Genomic DNA, 16,841 nt, shown 5'->3' on the forward strand with positions numbered 1-16,841 from the left:
ATAGAGGATATGGCTCGATTTGTGCAACTTCCATGCGCTTGCAGCGAATTTAATTGTTGTGACAACGTAAAATGGAGATTGGTTGCAAATTTTTTATCATTTTTTTATGAATTTGATCGCAATTGCCCTCGTGCTCTGGGCGCCCTGCAGTGCGGGGGCCCTTGGGGGTATTTCTGAGAAAGCTTTCGTCAAAGGCACCTTGGAACATATCGAAGAGATCCAAGTCGCTGGCCGCTTCTTGCTTGAAAATCATAGTGTTTATCGAGATTGGTTTACAATTACCGAATGGCAGGTACTTGAATATCACTTAAGGAACTTTTTGGAAGTCCACGATCTTCCAAAAATCTGGGACCGAAATGAATTGACCAGATGGGGCTATCCTGAGCATTTGCCTGTTGTAAAGGCAGTTCTTTCTGTCACTCATGGCGTTTCAAGAGGATCACTGCCAAATGGTCACATCTTTTTTAAAGTTTTGGCCGCGATGAATGCGACCGAGTCCACCTATAAAAAGGCTTGGATGAACCACAAAAAAATCGACCACGAATCGGCAATAACGCTCAAACGAGTTGAATATATTCTGGATGTCATTGTCACCAAAATGTCCATAAAGCGTGCTGAGGAGATGGGGTTTTCTTATAAAAAATATGATGCCACTGATTGGCTCATAAACCCGCGCGTGCCGTTAAATCAAACTTACAACTACAGAGCAGAGGTTGATTTTATTTTGAGATTTGAACGAGACTTCCATAACTACTTGTTAGTTCAATCAAACCAGTACCGCTGGCGGCATCCGCTTTCTAGTTGCCTTAATATCCGAAAACATTTGGGTAATTATCGTCGAAAAAATAAAATTAAAAAGAGTTGTCGATCTGATCTCGCATATTCCGGGTTTGAAAGTTGAAATATGCCAACTGCAAACGAGTAGACGAACTGCTCTCTAAAGGTGCCGACGTGGGCGTAAACTCACGAAGTTATAAGTTCGTCCATCAACTTGAACCCACTTCAGAGGGATCGGGGTTAAATTACCTGGGATAAACTCGATTTTGATAGCACCGTAGCCGTGATCATAACCATACGGCAAACTAGATTCCAAATGAAAGATGTCAGATCCGACTTTTCTGATGTCCCAGAAATCGACAAATCCAGTTGTGTTGGAGAACAAAGCGATCAGTTTTTGTCGATAATATTCCTCAGATTGGGGCAAGACCACTTCACCGGGCCAGATTTCAAGGTTCAGTTGCGGGTACTCCACGGGCCCATGCACACTCTGATTTCCAATCGTGGACACGAACATAGTGACGCTCTGGCCGTTTTCCGCATCCACCAAGTTATAGGCACCCGCCGGCAACTGAGCCATCGTTTCATAAAGAAGACGGACCCTAGTCACCGAGGAGTCGCTAGGGAGGGGGCCGATAGGAGCACCGTATACAGGAATTTCTCGACCATCCATCATCTGTATGCCGGTGATTTTGGGCTGGCTGTTAGCGGCCATGACCATAAGTTCCGCAGGATCTGTTGTTTCCACTTGAAAGACATTGCCGTCACGGTTAACGATTTTATGGCTCGGATTATCTTTCAAAACCCCGATCAGTTTCGTCCCGTGAGCGAACGGAGGATGAACGTTTTCGTCGAAAACGGTCAGCCGAAGCAAGCAAGAGGGTTTTTCACTGACCTCCCAAGGGACCTGCGGGCCCGCAAAGGCAGGTGCATTGACAACCATAGCCGCGCAAAACATGATCAAAGTCTTCATGGCAGAACCTCCGGTGGAGGGCCGTATACACATTGCAGATGTAGGGGGTCAAGGCCAAACCTCAACAATGTCTTGCATTAATATTGGGAAATGACAGAGAAAACCCAGATGATATCGGCGGTTGGCCCTTAAAACTGTAGGCCTTGCATCTTGAGTCATGGTGCGTAATAACCCCCGGCAGAGTCCGGTAAAGGAGCACCAAATGAAGAAGAGATTTAGCGAGGAACAAATAATTTCTGCGGTAAAAAACTGGAGACGGGATCGCCAGCAAAAGAGGTGTCGCGCGAGATGGGCGTGACGATTCAGACTCTCTACCATTGGAAGAAGCGTTTTGGTGGTATGGACGTGACCGACGCCAGACGGCTGAAAGACCTGGAGATGGAGAATACGCGCCTAAAAGGATCGTGGCGGACCAGGCCTCGACATCGTCTTTGAAGGATGTGAACTCAAAAAGTGGTGAGGTCCAGCGACAAGAGAACGGAGGCCTCATACCTTGTTGAAAATACGAGGTCTCCAAGGCTCGAACCAGCTGTCTGCTGGGCCTCCATCACCACCTTGTATTATAATCCAAAAGAGAATGGAGACCAGCCTCTGGCGTCGCGATTGTCGAGCTAGCGACAGAGCATAGAAGGTTCGGTCACCCGCGGCTATTTGTTCTTCTCAAGAGGGAAATATCTGATCTCAACCACAAACGATCGCGTCGGATTTATCAAAACTAAAGCTTCAGATTGGACGCAGGAAGAGAAAGCTTGGTCCTCCCAGACTGCCGGCCACACAATGGGACCCAATCAAATATGGGCTATTGACTTCATGTTCGACTTTATCGAGTCAGGAAGGCGCCTTAAAATTCCACCATTGTCGATGAATTCGCAAAACTCTCCCCGGAGTTCTGGTTGATCAATCCATTCGAGGAATTGACGTCACCGAATATCTCGACCACTTAGCCGGGGAAAATACCCTCAGATCATCCGGGTCGATCAGGGTACGGAATTTACGTCGAGGGCGATGCTTGACTGGGCCTATCGTCATGGCATTCAGCTGAGTTTACAAAGGTAAGAAAACCTAACCAAATTGTCGAATCTTTCAATCGAGAGTTCGTGACGAGTGCCTCAACGAGCACGTCTTTTCTCTCGAAGATGCTCGAGAGAAAATCGACACCTGGCACTGGAGGTACAACAACATCAATCCACATTCAGCACTAGGAATGAAATCTCCAATTGAATTTGCAAAGGAACAGGAATCTATGTTAGCAAGCTAACGCCACATGACTCAGGTTACTCGACCTACAGAGTCTTGGGCCAACCGCCTATCCCACCGCTCATTGCCATGCGATTATTGATCAGACCCAACTATTGAATACATTCGCACGAAGAAAAGGTCTTGGATCCGTTCCCATTCTTGCCTACGATTTAGTTTTTCCCGATTATGAACGCCGTGAAAGTTTAAACCAGCTCCTGCCAATTCCTATGCTTGTGAGACAGCTCAAATTCAATCAATCTGAATTTGATGAAAAATTGGTTTCCGGCGACCTTGAGATGGCCCTCCAAGTCTTTGAAAGTGGAGGGTATTCGTACCAAAACTCAGTGCTGCTGCTCAGTTATGCGGCGGCGTTCCTACAACTTTCTCGCCCCGAGCGTATGAGTCAATTACATATTCAGAGTGTTTCAACTTGCAAGCCTATCAGACCAAACAAGGGTTCTTCTCGCAAAATTCTCTAGCATTTCAATACGAGAGTTTGTCCGATTCTGCGAATTCTAATCGAATATGAATTTGTCCGTTTAATCTATCATTTAAGCGATTCACCAGCCATCGAAGAACCTCTTGGGTATTGCTGCTATTAAAGCGACTTAAATCCGTGGAACCGTCTAAAAGTATGGAATCTCTGATTTCAATAAACCCTTTCAGAAGCTCATCTATCTCTGATAAGTCCTCACCTAGGCCTATAATAGTTCTTCCCAGACTATGTACAATTACAAACTCCGGTTGAATGTCATGCCGAGTGTTTCGAACGAAATCTAAAAAAGTAGAAAGATCCTGTCGACTGGGGAGTATTACGGGGAATAGTTTTATAGGCTCTTTTAAACGAGGATTCGCAAGCTGATGATTAGGAATACTGCTCCACCATTCCAATGACTTTGGATGAATGTGAACGAATTTTGGTTTGAGACTCAATTCACCCAAGTCATAATTCACAAAAGTTGTACGCACTATGTACTCCAAGGAATCTACTTCTGTATCGCCCCCCAATGAAAACCAGCGCTCTTCAAAGGGGTCAAATACAAATGCTCCTTCTCTCTGCTCGTCTAAACTTAAACATAGATCTCGCAAATCACTTATTCCAGAATCATAGGTTCGATGGAGTTGGTACGGTCGATTAGAATGCCGAACCGGACCAGCGATCAAAGGAAAATCATTATGAACAGAAAGTCCTTCTTGATTTGATGATGGAAGTCGAGTCTCACGTTTAAGCAATTCGAGATAGGCAACCCTTACACCCTCGAAAGGAAAACCGCGCTTATTACGCCTAACTTCGGCCACAGCCTTTGGGATTTGCTCGAATAAGGAATCAGCTGAATGCCCCAACCCCAATTCGAGGTATTCAATCATATTGGGCAGATCTTCAATTGCCGCCGCACTGTATTGCTCACTGAAGAGACTCCTCAATGCTAAATATGAAACCTGTTTGTCAACATTATATGCAATCATCGATCTCATAAGCTTTGGCAGAAAGAAATAATATCCAATCTCATGTCCCCCCTGAGCTCGTTCCAATTCTCCGTACAACTCGGCTATTTGCTCGAGAGTCCAGCCATGTCGAATGGCCAAGGGTAAATTAGTCAATGCATAGCGGAGTGCCCTGACTGCAACTATTTTTTTAAGATCCTCCACCTGCGTAGACAGATTTGTGTTTGATTTTCTTGCAGCCTCAAAGCTCTGGATAAGCAGCTTTGAAAAGTCACCGAGTTCTAAAAATATATATTCCCTGGAATTCAAGAGAACATGAAGGATAGCAAGGATTTGTGATTGGGATATCCCAGAATATCCTGCCGTACGAACCAAATTTGGAAGATCTTTTAAAAATAGTTCTGCGTGATCTGCATAGAATCGGCTAAGAGCTCCCTTGAGGCCGTCCTCTTGCGTTTTCGTCAGAATAACCGCACATCGTGACTGGTGTCCCTCAGATGCACTAGCGCTATAAAGGGGGGGAGAAAATCCGATCAAGAGAAAAAAAACCAAGCAGAAGCCGTTCAGAGCTTGATACATCTAGCCTACTCCCAATACCTGTAGCATTTTTGTTCGTAACCGTAGAACCCAAACCGATGATCCCAAGAGCTGAAAATGGTAGCGAGGGAGGGACTTGAACCCCCGACACGCGGATTATGATTCCGCTGCTCTAACCAGCTGAGCTACCCCGCCACGTTCGAAGAAAATGCCCTATTTCTCGTGCACAAGCGACAATGACGATGCATGACAACGTCCACGGTATTTTCGCTTGAGAACACACGCATAACGATAGGAGGGTCTTTTCTACACATAGCAGGACACTTCTGTCAATGACCCGGCAGCATCCTTGCCGAAGCACCGATGGATTGTTTTTGCGTCGCGCAAAATAATAAATACCATTCCAATTAAGGGGTCGACTTGACCCCCACATTGGCCTCGACGAAAGTATTGATTGGGGGTTTTCTGTCAGATACACGCGCTCAACTTATTAAGAAACAAGGAGGGGGAAGATGAGATTTATGAACAAGAGGGCTTTGTTTTTTGGGGCTATGCTGCCAGTTTTTTTGACTCTAGCAGCCTATTCAGACGAAGTTGCCCAGAATTATGAGCAACCTCACACCGAAATAGCTGGAGGTATAGACACTGAAGATTCTGTTTCTCCCATTTCCCGTTTCGCCGCAAAACTCGAGGTCGTGAACGAAGATGGGACTCCGCTAGCTGGAGCCAAAATCTTGATTGGATACGAAGTTAACGATCCCTTTCCAAATAATGAGCTCATCACGGATAGGGCAGGCTCCATTGCTCTACCAAGCCAATGGAAATCAGCACTTCCTGTGACGGTGATCGCAGCGGGACAAGTGAGAACCACTTTTGATGCTGTGTTGCCCACTCAAGGTAAACTCTCTGTTTCCAAGGTCGAAGGCACAGAAAAGCTTGAGATCAAGGGAAGCACATTAAATTTCGGTCCGCTCACACAGGACGGACAAGTTGATTTTGGTTTGGTCATTCCGGCCTTTAAGATCCAAGATCTTTTTCACTTTGATCTCTCAGCGGTGATTAGCCCTGAAACCGATCAAATCCGCGTGGCTGGACAAAAAATTGATTTGCCCTCGAATTTGACCTTACCCAAACAAACAGAGAGTTACATCATTCCGATTGTGTTAGAAAAACCAAAATACCGGATCTATGTGCGCGAACCTGGCGTTCATTCCTTTTTTGCACTTCATGGTCGTTTTCCTCTCAAAGATGTTGTTGGAGACATTCGCGATGGGAAAAGCATCTTTGAGGTTATCAACTATTTTGATTTTCTCGAAGGAGGTCTCACTCCTCTCAATGTTGATAAATCGGGAGCAAAAGCTGATCTTCAAGTCGACAAGTTTCGTTTCAACAAAGAACTGACTGTCATAGCTCCTCAATTTCGCAGCGACAAGTCACTTCTTGCGCTAGCAATGGCCGAAGTCGACGGATTGTTTGTTCCCACTGACGTGAAGAGACTACTGCCCAACCAATCCCTAAAATTAAAGACTTCCTCGATGGCAACCAGCACTCGTGTTCTACATGTCTTAACCAATAGCCAAAATCTGCAAGGAGAACGACCCGAGGCGGTGGCCGGGCTAGACTTGGATGACAATTCTCATTCCCAAGAATCAGGCAAGCCAACTCAGCCACATGAAAAGCCAGCTTTGCGAATACTGGCAGATGCTAGCCTTGCGCCGTCAACGATGTTCAATCAACTGACTTTTGTATTGCAAGACAGTAAGATAAGCGGTGCTCCGCAATTTTTGGAAATGATTGGACCACCACACGTAGAGCCTAACCTTATTCGCTTGCAAACTCCACGGATTCTGCCAGACGTTAGCCCTGTTGCAACTTATCTAGTTCTTTCTGATATTGAGTATTTCACGTCGGGAAGCGTGAAATCAGAAAAAAGAACACGGATCTGGGAGGTTTTTTCAAACGACTGGGTCAGCCAGGTGCGCCTTCCAAATTTTACTCTCAATCGCTTACCCAATCACAAGTATCGTTGGGAAGTGATGTATTTTGCCCGCGGTGCCGGGCCAGGGGCGAAAAATGACAAAGGCAATGTGTTGGATGGTGTTACCCATGTCACTCGCAATGCAGTTGATTTTTAGGTCGCTTTTTTTCTGTCTCTGGTGTTTGGTTCTGAGCCTTTGCGGATGCTCCCTCTTTGCAGAAAAGGGGGAGTTACCCACCAGCTTTGGACCACGGGAGCAGATATTTTATGGCGATGTTGACCAAGTCTGGCGAGCGACTCAGATTGCTTTTTCAAAATATCCGATTCGCATCAACAACCTCGATCTCGGAATACTCGAAACTGATGTCTCTACGGGCTATAAAGTCTGGACGCCCCCACATAAGCCAAGCGTTTCCGGCGGATTGTCCTCAAAACTCAGCGTCAGAGTCGTCAAAGGCCTTGTCGAAAATCGTTCAGCGATACGCGTCACTGTGCAAAAAGAGAGCGAACTCAAACGCGATTTTTTTGCCGAAACTCAAAAACTCCCAAGTGATGGTTTGGAAGAAAAAGCTCTCCTATACCGGATAGGCCGTGAGCTCCAAATAGACAAGGCCCTAAAGAAGGCTCAAGAAAGCCTGAATAACAAATAGCTGCAACAGATAGCTGTTGGGTCCTAAATTCATCTCAGGTGTCGAGTTAGAATGGCTGGTGGCTGGTCAGATATGCACGGTCTCTTAAACTTTCGATGCTCACATTGATTTTTTTGAGCCTTGATCAAAGGCCAACCACTTTTCCCGTTTTCTTGAAACTGGATCTTTGGATTCTCCTAGTTTTTTGCCTGTTATTTTCTCAAGTCCTACAATCGCCCATTGATGGAGGCTCTGATCTGGATCTCGTAAAACGGACAGAAACTTTTTCTCATCCAAAGGACTCGGGAAGCGACTCAATGCGCGTACGATGTGCCGTCGAATCCAAAGGCTGTGGGTCCCACGAAAGTTCTCTTTTGCATTCAATTTATTCCACAATTCTGAAGACAGCTCTTTGCCCCCCAATTTGTCTATTGTCTGCACAGCCGCCGTACGTACAACCAATGCCTTATCGCTCAATAAACGATTCGCCCATTCAAGAGATTTTTCTCTTGGTCCGTGGGTCATCGCAATCAAAGCAGCGTTACGAACAAACCACTCTCGGCTCACTATCGCTGCTTCCAGAGTTTTAAGAGCTCCCTGCGAATCTACTTGTCCCATCGCAGTGATCGCCCTCCATCGATCTTGCAGAGCTGCATTCTGATCGAATGCGATTTTTTTTAGTTCCTCAAAGGCCGGTTTGCCGGCCGAATGCAAAAGTGCGATGCGTTCTGGAAGGGATTGCCTGAGTGTCCGAATAACACTCTCTCGATATGGCCCAGTCAAAATGGCCGGGGGTGGTTTCACTTCCAAGAAACCCTGTCCAGGTACCGCCGCCTGTCCTATGGAGAAAAAGAAGAGTTCGCATAAGCCAATAGAAATAACCAATCCAATTCTATTCATTGACCACCAATTTATCTGCCTCCTCCGCCATTTTATCCGTGTCCACGCTGCCTTCGAGAACGGATTCCCCTTCGCTCTGCGCTAAAGAACCCAAGCCTGCCATTTCTTCGAGCATTTTGTCCGTATCAACAGCCGCCTTAGCCTTGCTGAAATCAATGGGATTAGATTCTTCAACAAACGTCCTTTTTTCAGGACTAGATCTCTCTTCCACCAGAGGCTGAGTCATTTTTCCCAAAGATTTACTGAACTCCGCAAGAATGTCGCTGTCCGGGTCTTCTTCCGCCTCACTCCTGGATTTTTTTGTAACAGGAGGCTCAGAATTCCTCGACTCACCAAGTCTCCCTTTTTCAGAACTGCTGGCGGCCCCTATTTCACTTCCGTCATGATCAGCCAATGCTCGGTTTAGAATTTCTAGATCGGAAGTCAATTCAACGCTCGCGTCTTTAAGCATATCATCTTGAACTTCAATCGAGCTTGGATCCAAGGCAGGAGAACTGACATTTTTATGCTGCTCATCCACTGCTGCGGCAAACTCCGCCACAAGGTCTTCACCCTTCTCTGGAAGTGGGATCGAAATCGGATCTGTTGAGACAAGGGATGGTTTGCTCTTCTCAACAAGCTCCGGAGCCGAGGAATCAACCGTGACTGACCCACCCAGCTCCTCTATCTTCTTTTTTAATTTTGCATTTTCCTCTTTGAAATGTGAAAGATCTGCTATGTCATCCTCAATTATTTCGTACTCTTTGAGTTTCCCCTCGAGATCGCGGATTTTTTCTACGTAGCCAGATACATCTATCTCAATTGCTTTTTCTGCCACCGGTGAACTTTGAGTTTGCGTCTGCTTTAAAACCTCAATTTCTGCATTTTTCTGAGCAAGTTCCCGCATGATCTGTTCCAGCGAACCGGAATTCGATTGATAGAGATCTGAACCTTGATTGTATTCACTTTCAGAACTCTTCAAGGCCCCAGAAGAAGATAAGTCGCCGATACTGGTTTTCAATATCTCCTTTAAAGTCTTTTCAAGTGCACCGAGATCTCCAATTTGCATTTCACTTTCAGGATCCTTTTTGCTTTTTCCGAAAATCATAATGGTAAAGAGAGAGCCCAAAAGGAGAAGAATGGCAGCTATGCTCCATTGAATAATATTAGGGAGATAGTGAATAAAAAAAGGAAAGAAAGGCATCCATAGTCTTCTTCCATTGTGTCTGAAATTACCAAATTCGGTCAAGATAACCATTTATTTGAATACCACGAAGGACCAGACAAGAAAGTCAGATTAAAGTTGCACAAAGATTGCTACACCCTATTCACTGCTTGTGTTAGACTTTTGTCCATAGACGCACGAGGTGGGTCGGCCGCCTTTCGTCTTGATATCAAACTCCCCAAATCTCTAAGGCACAGACAAATGACATCAAAACCTGAAAAATTAGATACTGGAACCCTGGAACTCGATCTACTTATTAAGGGCGCCGAAGCTCTGCTTAGAAAAAGCCAGGGCGATTGGCAGACAGAAACAATCGACATTGGAATTCGGAAGAATCGAATCGTTGCACTTGGTTCGATAGGCAAAGTAAGTACCAAAAAAACCTTGAGAGCTGAAGGCCTCACAGTATTGCCTGGTTTGCTGGACACTCAGGTGCATTTTCGGGAGCCTGGATTTGAATACAAGGAAGACCTCTCCTCTGGCACGCGAGGAGCCCTCTTGGGAGGCATCACCGGTATTTTTGAAATGCCAAATACCCGTCCCAGCACTGTTTCAGCACTTGATTTGGCAGATAAGCTAACCCGGGCTAAAAATCGAGCATGGGTACATTATGCATTTTACCTTGGTGCCACTATTGATAATGCATCAAAATTGGCTGAGCTTGAAAATCTTCCTGGATGTTGTGGAGTCAAAATATTTATGGGAAGTTCAACAGGCTCTCTTCTCGTCGCTGACGATGAAAAGCTCAGGGATGTTCTTCGAAATGGTCACAAACGAGTGGCCGTTCATTGTGAGGATGAATTTCGGTTGAAGGAAAGAAAATCCATTGTCGAAACTTCACCTGGAAATGTTCACCTCCACCCTGTGTGGAGGGACGAACAAACAGCCCTACTCGCAACCAAAAGAATTGTAGCCTTGGGAAAGGAAACAGGGCGGCCTCTGCATATTCTCCACGTAACCACTGCCGAGGAAATGGACTTTTTGAGAAAAAACAAAAGCTACTGCACAGTGGAGTGCCTCCCTCAACATCTCAGCTTTTCCTCGCCAGACTGTTACGATCGGCTTGGCACTCTTGCCCAAATGAACCCCCCTATCCGCGATCAACGACATCAAGCAGCTCTGTGGAAAGCTGTACTGGATGGTACCGTCGATGTACTTGGCTCAGACCACGCCCCTCATACCCTCGAAGAAAAGCAACTTCCATATCCTCAAAGTCCGTCCGGCATGACAGGCGTGCAAACAATTCTTCCCGTCATGCTTCATCATATGAGCGAGGGGCGAATCAGTCTGGGTCGAATCGTGGAACTCATGGCTTACAATCCAGCAAAAATCTGGAGTTTGGAAGGCCGAGGAGAACTAAAAGTTGGCGCCCGAGCCGATTTGACTATTGTTGACCTCAACAAGACAGCAGAGATCAAGCGTTCCTGGATTGCTTCCAAATCGGGTTGGTCCCCCTATGAGGGACTTAAAGTTAAAGGCTGGCCAACGATTGTTTTGATCGAGGGTCAAATCGCGATGCGAGAGAATGAGGTCATCGGTTCTCCCCTCGGCTCACCAATCGAATTTTCACCTGGTATTTTCTAGAGCGATTCGTCTTGCTCAGGTTTAGTCCCAGATTGAAGGTTCTTACTCACAATGGCATTGCAGAGTTCGCCAGACTCATCTTCCCGAAAATAAACTCGACCTTCGGCATAGCAAACCCTCTGACACTCAATGCCCTCCGGATTCGCCGTCTTTTCAAGATAGCAGTTTCGTCCAGAGAGACCCGCTTTGTCTGATGCAGGCTTTGAACTGAGAGGCTGGCATCGCTTGCTGAGACTCAATGAAGCTCCCAGCCCGTTCTCATCACTTATCCCCAAGGTATAACCCACACCGCAGAGCAATTCTGAAATATCCAAAAGCTTGAGTGAAAATCCTCCCCCTTCACAAGAAACAAAACCTCTTTGCAAGCCTTCATGTTGAGGTGATTGCAGCAGCCAGTCCAACTGCTCGGTTTCCCGACGCGAACAAACTCCTTCAATGAGAAGAGTCTGAATCCCTGCCTGAATTTCAACAGATGTGTCGACAAAGGCAATTTTATCGAGATCCCAATCTTCAATAACTCGAACCGAGCCTTCAACTGATTCTGAATACCCAGACCGAAGTGCTTCAGACGGTGCGCAGTTTTGATATTGGAAAAGAACCAATGCCCCAAGGCCAGCAATCAGAACAATACGACTTCTCTTTCGATCCCTCATCAATTATCCCCTCCTCATACGACCCGCAATAGGAAGTTCCGCAAAGCTCAATCGACTTTCAATTGTCTAGCGAAGATGGCGTCGAGTGGGCAAACCCTTCTCATTTAAAACCTTTGCAAATCGGCGCTGCCGATTTAAGGAACTTGCCGTTATCAAAGCCACCCCAATAACCACAAATAGAAAAGAAATGAATAATGCCATAGTCTAAAGTCTAGATTACACTCTCCCCAATTCGTGAATGGAATTTCACTTCTGTGTCAAGATAGAACAAAGTCGACCTAGATTTGCAGAGTTTCGGTCTCTCTCCGAGCCACAAACCAGCCACCTCTCTGGAATATCCGAGCGACTGGTGGAGAATCTCCCCTTTGCCTGGCCCTTTGCGGGGCTTTTGAAAGCGGAATGCTGGGACGCAATTTGCGGCCAAATCCTAAAATCGTCTTCAACGCACATTCGAATTTGGGCCTGTTCTTTTAACTGTTGTTCTGAGTCGACCAGATTTACTCAATAAATACAATATGTTACCAATGACGGCGCACGAACATTCATCTGTCTGCCCCTGGCACTCTCCTTGAATCATGAACCTGAGTCAGGAGGTCGAAAATGCCTTATCTGTTGAGTTTAGAAAGTATTGGAGCCATGATAACGATCGCAGCCATTCTCACCCAAGTTTTTTCAGTCATTGTTCACTGAAGAATTCTCTCCTTAGAAAAGCAGAACGACTCGCGATGGAGTTGTAAGCTCACAAGATATGAATAAACTTTCCATGCCCCTCATTTTTTTAGCGCTTTTGTCATCCAGCGGTCTTGCAATTGGCCAAACTCAAATGACAGAGGCCGACCGGAAAACCTTGTCAGAAATCCATATTGGTATTAGCGGCGACCAGGAGTCTTTGCAGACCAATAATAAACTCCTTCTTTCAGCCATTGATTCATTAGGGACCCCACGCATTTTTCCGCAGAGCAGTTACGAAGAAGCAAAGGCAAAAACCTTGGCAGACATAGAAAGTCGACAAATCATCACTCCTGGCTTGGATCCCGAAAGCATCCCGTCATTTCAAACATTGCTCGATATTCCCAATAAAAACCCACCTCTAAAAGACCGACTCTATTCATCGCAAAAATTTTCTCAGAGTCCAAATTTAATTATATTTATGACCTTCGAAAATGGAGTTATACAGGCTCTGGCATTTGATCGCCTGTATGCATTTGTTGAATCCAAGTGGGCGGGCAAAATATCTGACGACGAATCTCTATCTGTTCTGGCGACGCGAGGTGCTTCAGTCGAGCAAATTGATAGAATTGCCCACGATTACAAATAAGTGGACATCGCCCGTTTTTACAGTCAAGCGGAAGGCGAAAATTTTTCGCTCAATGCGGTTGAAAAACGCCTGTTGGAAGATTTGTTGTCAAGCAGACTCTTGGTGAAGACCCCTGCGGGTTATTACGAGGCTTCTAGCAACTTTGCCCTACTGGGAGCTTCCCAATATGGAACAAATACTGACAGAGAACATGAGTTCAATCATGGAGTTTACTTCACTGATGAGCGCTATAGATCTGCGGCAGAGAGGCTTTGGATCTCCTTGTCATTGGCGGAGAAGAACCTTGTTAACCAAGTGATGGAGATTTTCAGAGGGTATAACTTCAAGAATGATCATGACCTTTTCTTGCGTGAGTTTATAGCCTACTTCCGAGATCCGGAAGACCTGAAAAAATCTTACCTACAACCCATTGGTTTTGATAAAGAACTCTTCCCTCAGCTTGAACTCATAAGTAAAAAAGTAAAGGCCCTGGATTCTACGAGCAAGTCCTACCAGGAAATGCTCCAAGCCCGCCATCGACTAAACCTAAAATTTTAAACCTTAGCGATTCGAGCTCCGTAAAATCCGTCCGATCCAACTGGCGAAGGCAGACGATGAAATTCATCTTCTAATTTCCAGCCCGGATGATTCTCAAGGAACCATTTCACTTGAAGCTCATTCTCTGAAGGAAAAACAGAACAGGTCGCGTAAACCATTTTGCCTCCAGATTTTACCATGCTCACATAATTTGTCAGGATTTCCCGCTGAACATGAATAAGCCGATTGCACTCCTCATCCGTCATTTTCCATTTAGAATCTGGATTTCGCCGAATCACTCCGGACCCAGAACAAGGCACATCAAGTAGCAATCTGTCCGCATGCCCAACAAGCCGCTTCACAGTCTTGGAGGATTCAATCAATCTCGTTTCAATCGAATCAACTCCGGCTCGACGGGACCTTTCGCGAAGTTCCTTGAGTTTTCGTTCATGAACGTCCATACAGAGGATTTTGCCGCGATTATTCATCAATGCCGCAAGATGAAGTGATTTCCCACCCGCTCCAGCACAGGCATCAATGACCCTCATTCTTGGTTCTGCCTGAACAAACGGAACTATCAATTGTGAACCCAGATCCTGAACCTCAAAGAACCCCTCCTTGAATGCTTTGGTTTTGAAGACGTTTCGCCTTTCCGGCAATCGAAGAGCGTCAGGGCCGGTAATGACCGTCTGGGATTGAATCAGCTCCTCCCCCAATCGCTGTTTCACTGCCGCTGGATCCGAGCGCAACCGATTCACCCTCAAAAACAAGGGGGCTGGCTGATTAGAGCCTTGAGCAATGGCCTTCCAGGTGTCGCCCAGTTCATTCTCACCCTTTGCCCAGAACCAGTCTGGATAGGATTCCCTCACCGAGTCGGGGCTCGCAAGATCCCAAAGACGAATAATTTTCTCAGGATCTCCACCAAAGCCCTCTCGCTCAAAGGGACCGAGATCATAATCATTTAATATGCACCAGGCCGTCACCGCTGCCTTGAAATCTTGCTCAGAGTATGACTTTGTCGTGCTATCGCACGTAGGATGATCATCCGCAAGACCCATAGCAAACCTCAGGCGTCTCCACCAGCGGATCGTATCGTAAAAAGTCTCGGCAAAAAATTTTCGGTCCTTAGCTCCCATATTTTTGTTCTGGAAAAAATGCCTTTCCAAAACCTTGTCAGCGTAGAATCCCTGATTGAATGATTGATCCAACACTTGAACGAGACCATACAATGCTGGGCGGTGAACTTTCTTTTTCATGGAATTCATGGAGGCCTGATTTCTATCAAAAATTGAAGACTGTGCCCAGCGCAACAAACACACCGTTATATTGCCCGTCGCTCATCAAATGGACATGATTTTTGAGTCCAGTTTCGAAGGTCAGTCCCGTATCTCCGAATAGACGAAATACCCGAACCCCCATGAGCAGTTGATAATCGAAGGAGAGAGGAGACTCATCCGCAATCTGCTTAAAAAAGACCCCAACTCCCGCTCCCCCTCCAAAATAGAGAGGAAACTCACTTTTGGCATCGGGAAATGTGATGACGGGCATTAAGCTCATCTTGAGAACATTTCCTTCACGAAACTTATAGGAATTGAAGTCAACCCGCAGGAGAAGATCCATGGAGTTCACCCACTCCCCCATGCGATAGCTGACTCCCGCCGTGAGCTGACCCATGTCTTTGTTGTCTTTCCCCCCCCACTTATAGGCGTTTTCATCCGTGTATGCCCCAAGGTGCAAACCCAGGTAGCGGGCCTTCTTGGACGAGGCCCCAGCAGGGTTCCGACTGGATTCATCCCCATCCTCAGACCCGCCAGCCCCCCCTCCCTTACTGCGTTCGGCAAAATAACGAGCGGCTGCCTTTTTCCCAATATTAGATTCGGCCGGAGGAGCCTCATCCCTTCCAAAGGCCGTGCCCGCACCCCACATTGCAATGAGAAACACCCCACAAAAAATGGCGAAAACAATAACAGACCGTAAGGAGCTTCTCCGAGAGAAGCTCTCATCTTGAATAAAGGTGCTCATGGGGTCGTATTGTGATTGATTTTCGTTCTTCCATCAAAGGTTTTTTGCTACGTGGCAATTTTCTACATGATTCATCGCTCGCAGGATTGCGTTCGCCTTGACGCCTTGACCCCTTTAGCGTTCTGCACTACAACTGGCGGCTATTCTATGGAAGGTAACTGCCAATGAGATGTCCGCAGTGCGATCACCCGGAAAGTCGGGTTTTGGACACGAGAGTTCAAAAAGAGGGCGAAATTCGCCGTCGCCGCGAGTGCCTGCTGTGTAAATTTCGATTCACAACTGGGGAATCCATTTTATTGAACTTTCCCATGGTTGTTAAGAAGGATGGACGTCGAGAATCTTTTTCAAAGGAAAAGCTCTTTCGAGGTCTTCAACGCGCCTGTCAAAAACGGCCGATCAGCTTGTCGCAGGTGGAGCAGGTAGTTTCCAGAATCTCAAGGCTAGTCCTCGAGGCTTCCGAGAAAGAAGTGCCTGCCGAATATATTGGCCAACACGTCATTCGAGAGTTGCGAGAACTGGACCATGTCGCCTATGTGCGATTTGCCAGTGTGTATAAAACATTTCGCGATATTCAGGAATTTGTAGAAAGTCTCGAAAATGAAACGCGAGCGCCCATATGAGATCAGCTCCCATTCGCCGACAGTCAAGAGAACTCGCTCTTCAGGTATTGTTTCAGCAGGAGTTCGCGCCGGGACTCGATTATCATGCTGGCCTGGAGACTTTCCGCGGAAATTTTGCGGCCCCTCTTGAAGTCTGGAAGTACGCCGAACACCTCCTGGCAGGAATTCAGGACAAAAGGGAGCAGATCGATCAACTTATTTCGAAGAGTGCAGACAATTGGTCGATAGCCAGGATGGCACTCGTCGACCTCAATTTAATGAGGATTGCCGTATTTGAGATGGCCTTTAGCACGGAGATCGTTCCGCCACCTGTCGCAATCAATGAAGCCCTGGAAATCACGAAAAAATATGGAACCAATGATTCAGCAAAGTTTATTAACGCCGTTTTGGATCAGATCAAACAACGAGATCCTTGACCCGCAAATAAAATAGGAATCTGATCTGA

General features: G+C 46.3%; 18 protein-coding genes and 1 tRNA gene. 11 read left to right on the top strand and 8 right to left on the bottom strand.

The window, feature by feature from the left end:
- The first annotated feature begins 82 nt into the window (after window positions 1–82).
- Window positions 83–901 carry a hypothetical protein gene (locus IPL83_12115; protein ID MBK9039887.1) on the top strand — a complete coding sequence of 273 codons (819 nt, stop codon included), beginning with the start codon at window positions 83–85 and terminating at the stop codon, window positions 899–901.
- Window positions 902–937: 36 nt separating this feature from the next.
- Here IPL83_12115 and IPL83_12120 read toward each other — a convergent pair whose 3' ends face one another.
- Window positions 938–1,750, bottom strand: coding sequence for a hypothetical protein (locus IPL83_12120; GenBank protein MBK9039888.1), 813 nt, complete (start codon window positions 1,748–1,750; stop codon window positions 938–940).
- A gap of 288 nt (window positions 1,751–2,038) precedes the next feature.
- Between IPL83_12120 and IPL83_12125 the strand changes: the two genes are divergently transcribed.
- The 3 genes from IPL83_12125 to IPL83_12135 all read left to right on the top strand — a co-directional run bounded on the left by IPL83_12125 (window position 2,039) and on the right by IPL83_12135 (window position 3,468).
- Complete coding sequence (locus IPL83_12125) at window positions 2,039–2,185, top strand: transposase (GenBank protein ID MBK9039889.1); 147 nt, start codon at window positions 2,039–2,041, stop codon at window positions 2,183–2,185.
- Between the two features lie 643 nt (window positions 2,186–2,828).
- Complete coding sequence (locus IPL83_12130) at window positions 2,829–3,008, top strand: transposase (GenBank protein ID MBK9039890.1); 180 nt, start codon at window positions 2,829–2,831, stop codon at window positions 3,006–3,008.
- A 94-nt stretch (window positions 3,009–3,102) separates the two neighbouring features.
- Window positions 3,103–3,468, top strand: a complete 366-nt coding sequence (locus IPL83_12135) for a hypothetical protein (protein MBK9039891.1) — start codon at window positions 3,103–3,105, stop codon at window positions 3,466–3,468.
- A gap of 4 nt (window positions 3,469–3,472) precedes the next feature.
- On the opposite strand, the gene IPL83_12140 is transcribed toward IPL83_12135, so the two are convergent.
- Both IPL83_12140 and IPL83_12145 read right to left on the bottom strand, forming a co-directional pair.
- A complete protein-coding gene (locus IPL83_12140; protein MBK9039892.1) occupies window positions 3,473–5,014 on the bottom strand; it encodes a hypothetical protein in 1,542 nt (513 codons plus the stop codon).
- Window positions 5,015–5,090: 76 nt separating this feature from the next.
- Window positions 5,091–5,167 (bottom strand) — tRNA-Met (locus tag IPL83_12145).
- A 317-nt stretch (window positions 5,168–5,484) separates the two neighbouring features.
- On the opposite strand from IPL83_12145, the gene IPL83_12150 reads away from it, so the two are divergent.
- Both IPL83_12150 and IPL83_12155 read left to right on the top strand, forming a co-directional pair.
- Window positions 5,485–7,107: a hypothetical protein gene (locus tag IPL83_12150; protein MBK9039893.1), complete on the top strand. Its 1,623-nt coding sequence runs from the start codon at window positions 5,485–5,487 to the stop codon at window positions 7,105–7,107.
- On the top strand, window positions 7,079–7,600 hold the full coding sequence (locus IPL83_12155) for a hypothetical protein (protein MBK9039894.1): 522 nt from the start codon (window positions 7,079–7,081) through the stop codon (window positions 7,598–7,600). The genes IPL83_12150 and IPL83_12155 overlap by 29 nt, the downstream gene beginning before the upstream one ends.
- A 99-nt stretch (window positions 7,601–7,699) precedes the next feature.
- Here IPL83_12155 and IPL83_12160 read toward each other — a convergent pair whose 3' ends face one another.
- Both IPL83_12160 and IPL83_12165 read right to left on the bottom strand, forming a co-directional pair.
- Complete coding sequence (locus tag IPL83_12160; GenBank protein MBK9039895.1) at window positions 7,700–8,479, bottom strand: HEAT repeat domain-containing protein; 780 nt, start codon at window positions 8,477–8,479, stop codon at window positions 7,700–7,702.
- Window positions 8,472–9,662 carry a hypothetical protein gene (locus tag IPL83_12165; protein MBK9039896.1) on the bottom strand — a complete coding sequence of 397 codons (1,191 nt, stop codon included), beginning with the start codon at window positions 9,660–9,662 and terminating at the stop codon, window positions 8,472–8,474. Before IPL83_12165 ends, IPL83_12160 begins: the two co-directional genes overlap by 8 nt.
- A gap of 222 nt (window positions 9,663–9,884) precedes the next feature.
- Here IPL83_12165 and IPL83_12170 point away from each other — a divergent pair, with 222 nt between their 5' ends.
- Window positions 9,885–11,267, top strand: coding sequence for a dihydroorotase (locus tag IPL83_12170; GenBank protein MBK9039897.1), 1,383 nt, complete (start codon window positions 9,885–9,887; stop codon window positions 11,265–11,267).
- Here IPL83_12170 and IPL83_12175 read toward each other — a convergent pair.
- Complete coding sequence (locus IPL83_12175) at window positions 11,264–11,920, bottom strand: hypothetical protein (GenBank protein ID MBK9039898.1); 657 nt, start codon at window positions 11,918–11,920, stop codon at window positions 11,264–11,266. The two genes, IPL83_12170 and IPL83_12175, sit on opposite strands and share 4 nt — an antisense overlap.
- A 748-nt stretch (window positions 11,921–12,668) precedes the next feature.
- On the opposite strand from IPL83_12175, the gene IPL83_12180 reads away from it, so the two are divergent.
- The gene (locus IPL83_12180; protein MBK9039899.1) at window positions 12,669–13,238 is read left to right on the top strand and encodes a hypothetical protein; all 570 of its coding nucleotides are present in this window, start codon (window positions 12,669–12,671) and stop codon (window positions 13,236–13,238) included.
- Between the two features lie 84 nt (window positions 13,239–13,322).
- Window positions 13,323–13,775: a hypothetical protein gene (locus tag IPL83_12185; protein ID MBK9039900.1), complete on the top strand. Its 453-nt coding sequence runs from the start codon at window positions 13,323–13,325 to the stop codon at window positions 13,773–13,775.
- Here the strand turns inward: IPL83_12185 and IPL83_12190 are convergent.
- Both IPL83_12190 and IPL83_12195 read right to left on the bottom strand, forming a co-directional pair.
- Window positions 13,772–15,010, bottom strand: coding sequence for a class I SAM-dependent methyltransferase (locus IPL83_12190; GenBank protein ID MBK9039901.1), 1,239 nt, complete (start codon window positions 15,008–15,010; stop codon window positions 13,772–13,774). The two genes, IPL83_12185 and IPL83_12190, sit on opposite strands and share 4 nt — an antisense overlap.
- 25 nt (window positions 15,011–15,035) lie before the next feature.
- Entirely contained in the window at window positions 15,036–15,776 is a 741-nt protein-coding gene (locus IPL83_12195; protein MBK9039902.1) for a hypothetical protein, read from the bottom strand.
- Between the two features lie 164 nt (window positions 15,777–15,940).
- On the opposite strand from IPL83_12195, the gene nrdR reads away from it, so the two are divergent.
- Together nrdR and nusB are read left to right on the top strand one after the other, a co-directional pair.
- On the top strand, window positions 15,941–16,396 hold the full coding sequence (nrdR, locus tag IPL83_12200) for a transcriptional repressor NrdR (protein MBK9039903.1): 456 nt from the start codon (window positions 15,941–15,943) through the stop codon (window positions 16,394–16,396).
- Complete coding sequence (nusB, locus tag IPL83_12205) at window positions 16,393–16,812, top strand: transcription antitermination factor NusB (protein MBK9039904.1); 420 nt, start codon at window positions 16,393–16,395, stop codon at window positions 16,810–16,812. Before nrdR ends, nusB begins: the two co-directional genes overlap by 4 nt.
- The last annotated feature ends 29 nt before the right edge of the window (window positions 16,813–16,841 follow it).

Source organism: Bdellovibrionales bacterium (assembly GCA_016716765.1).
GTDB lineage: Bacteria > Bdellovibrionota > Bdellovibrionia > Bdellovibrionales > UBA1609 > JADJVA01.

Bases quoted from the DNA above. Each gene is read 5' to 3' on its own strand.
- IPL83_12120 (MBK9039888.1), bottom strand. From the start codon at position 1,750: ATGAAGACTTTGATCATGTTTTGCGCGGCTATGGTTGTCAATGCACCT.
- IPL83_12125 (MBK9039889.1), top strand. From the start codon at position 2,039: ATGGGCGTGACGATTCAGACTCTCTACCATTGGAAGAAGCGTTTTGGT.
- IPL83_12140 (MBK9039892.1), bottom strand. From the start codon at position 5,014: ATGTATCAAGCTCTGAACGGCTTCTGCTTGGTTTTTTTTCTCTTGATC.
- IPL83_12150 (MBK9039893.1), top strand. From the start codon at position 5,485: ATGAGATTTATGAACAAGAGGGCTTTGTTTTTTGGGGCTATGCTGCCA.
- IPL83_12155 (MBK9039894.1), top strand. From the start codon at position 7,079: ATGTCACTCGCAATGCAGTTGATTTTTAGGTCGCTTTTTTTCTGTCTC.
- IPL83_12160 (MBK9039895.1), bottom strand. From the start codon at position 8,479: ATGAATAGAATTGGATTGGTTATTTCTATTGGCTTATGCGAACTCTTC.
- IPL83_12165 (MBK9039896.1), bottom strand. From the start codon at position 9,662: ATGCCTTTCTTTCCTTTTTTTATTCACTATCTCCCTAATATTATTCAA.
- IPL83_12170 (MBK9039897.1), top strand. From the start codon at position 9,885: ATGACATCAAAACCTGAAAAATTAGATACTGGAACCCTGGAACTCGAT.
- IPL83_12175 (MBK9039898.1), bottom strand. From the start codon at position 11,920: ATGAGGGATCGAAAGAGAAGTCGTATTGTTCTGATTGCTGGCCTTGGG.
- IPL83_12180 (MBK9039899.1), top strand. From the start codon at position 12,669: ATGAATAAACTTTCCATGCCCCTCATTTTTTTAGCGCTTTTGTCATCC.
- IPL83_12190 (MBK9039901.1), bottom strand. From the start codon at position 15,010: ATGAAAAAGAAAGTTCACCGCCCAGCATTGTATGGTCTCGTTCAAGTG.
- IPL83_12195 (MBK9039902.1), bottom strand. From the start codon at position 15,776: ATGAGCACCTTTATTCAAGATGAGAGCTTCTCTCGGAGAAGCTCCTTA.
- nrdR (MBK9039903.1), top strand. From the start codon at position 15,941: ATGAGATGTCCGCAGTGCGATCACCCGGAAAGTCGGGTTTTGGACACG.
- nusB (MBK9039904.1), top strand. From the start codon at position 16,393: ATGAGATCAGCTCCCATTCGCCGACAGTCAAGAGAACTCGCTCTTCAG.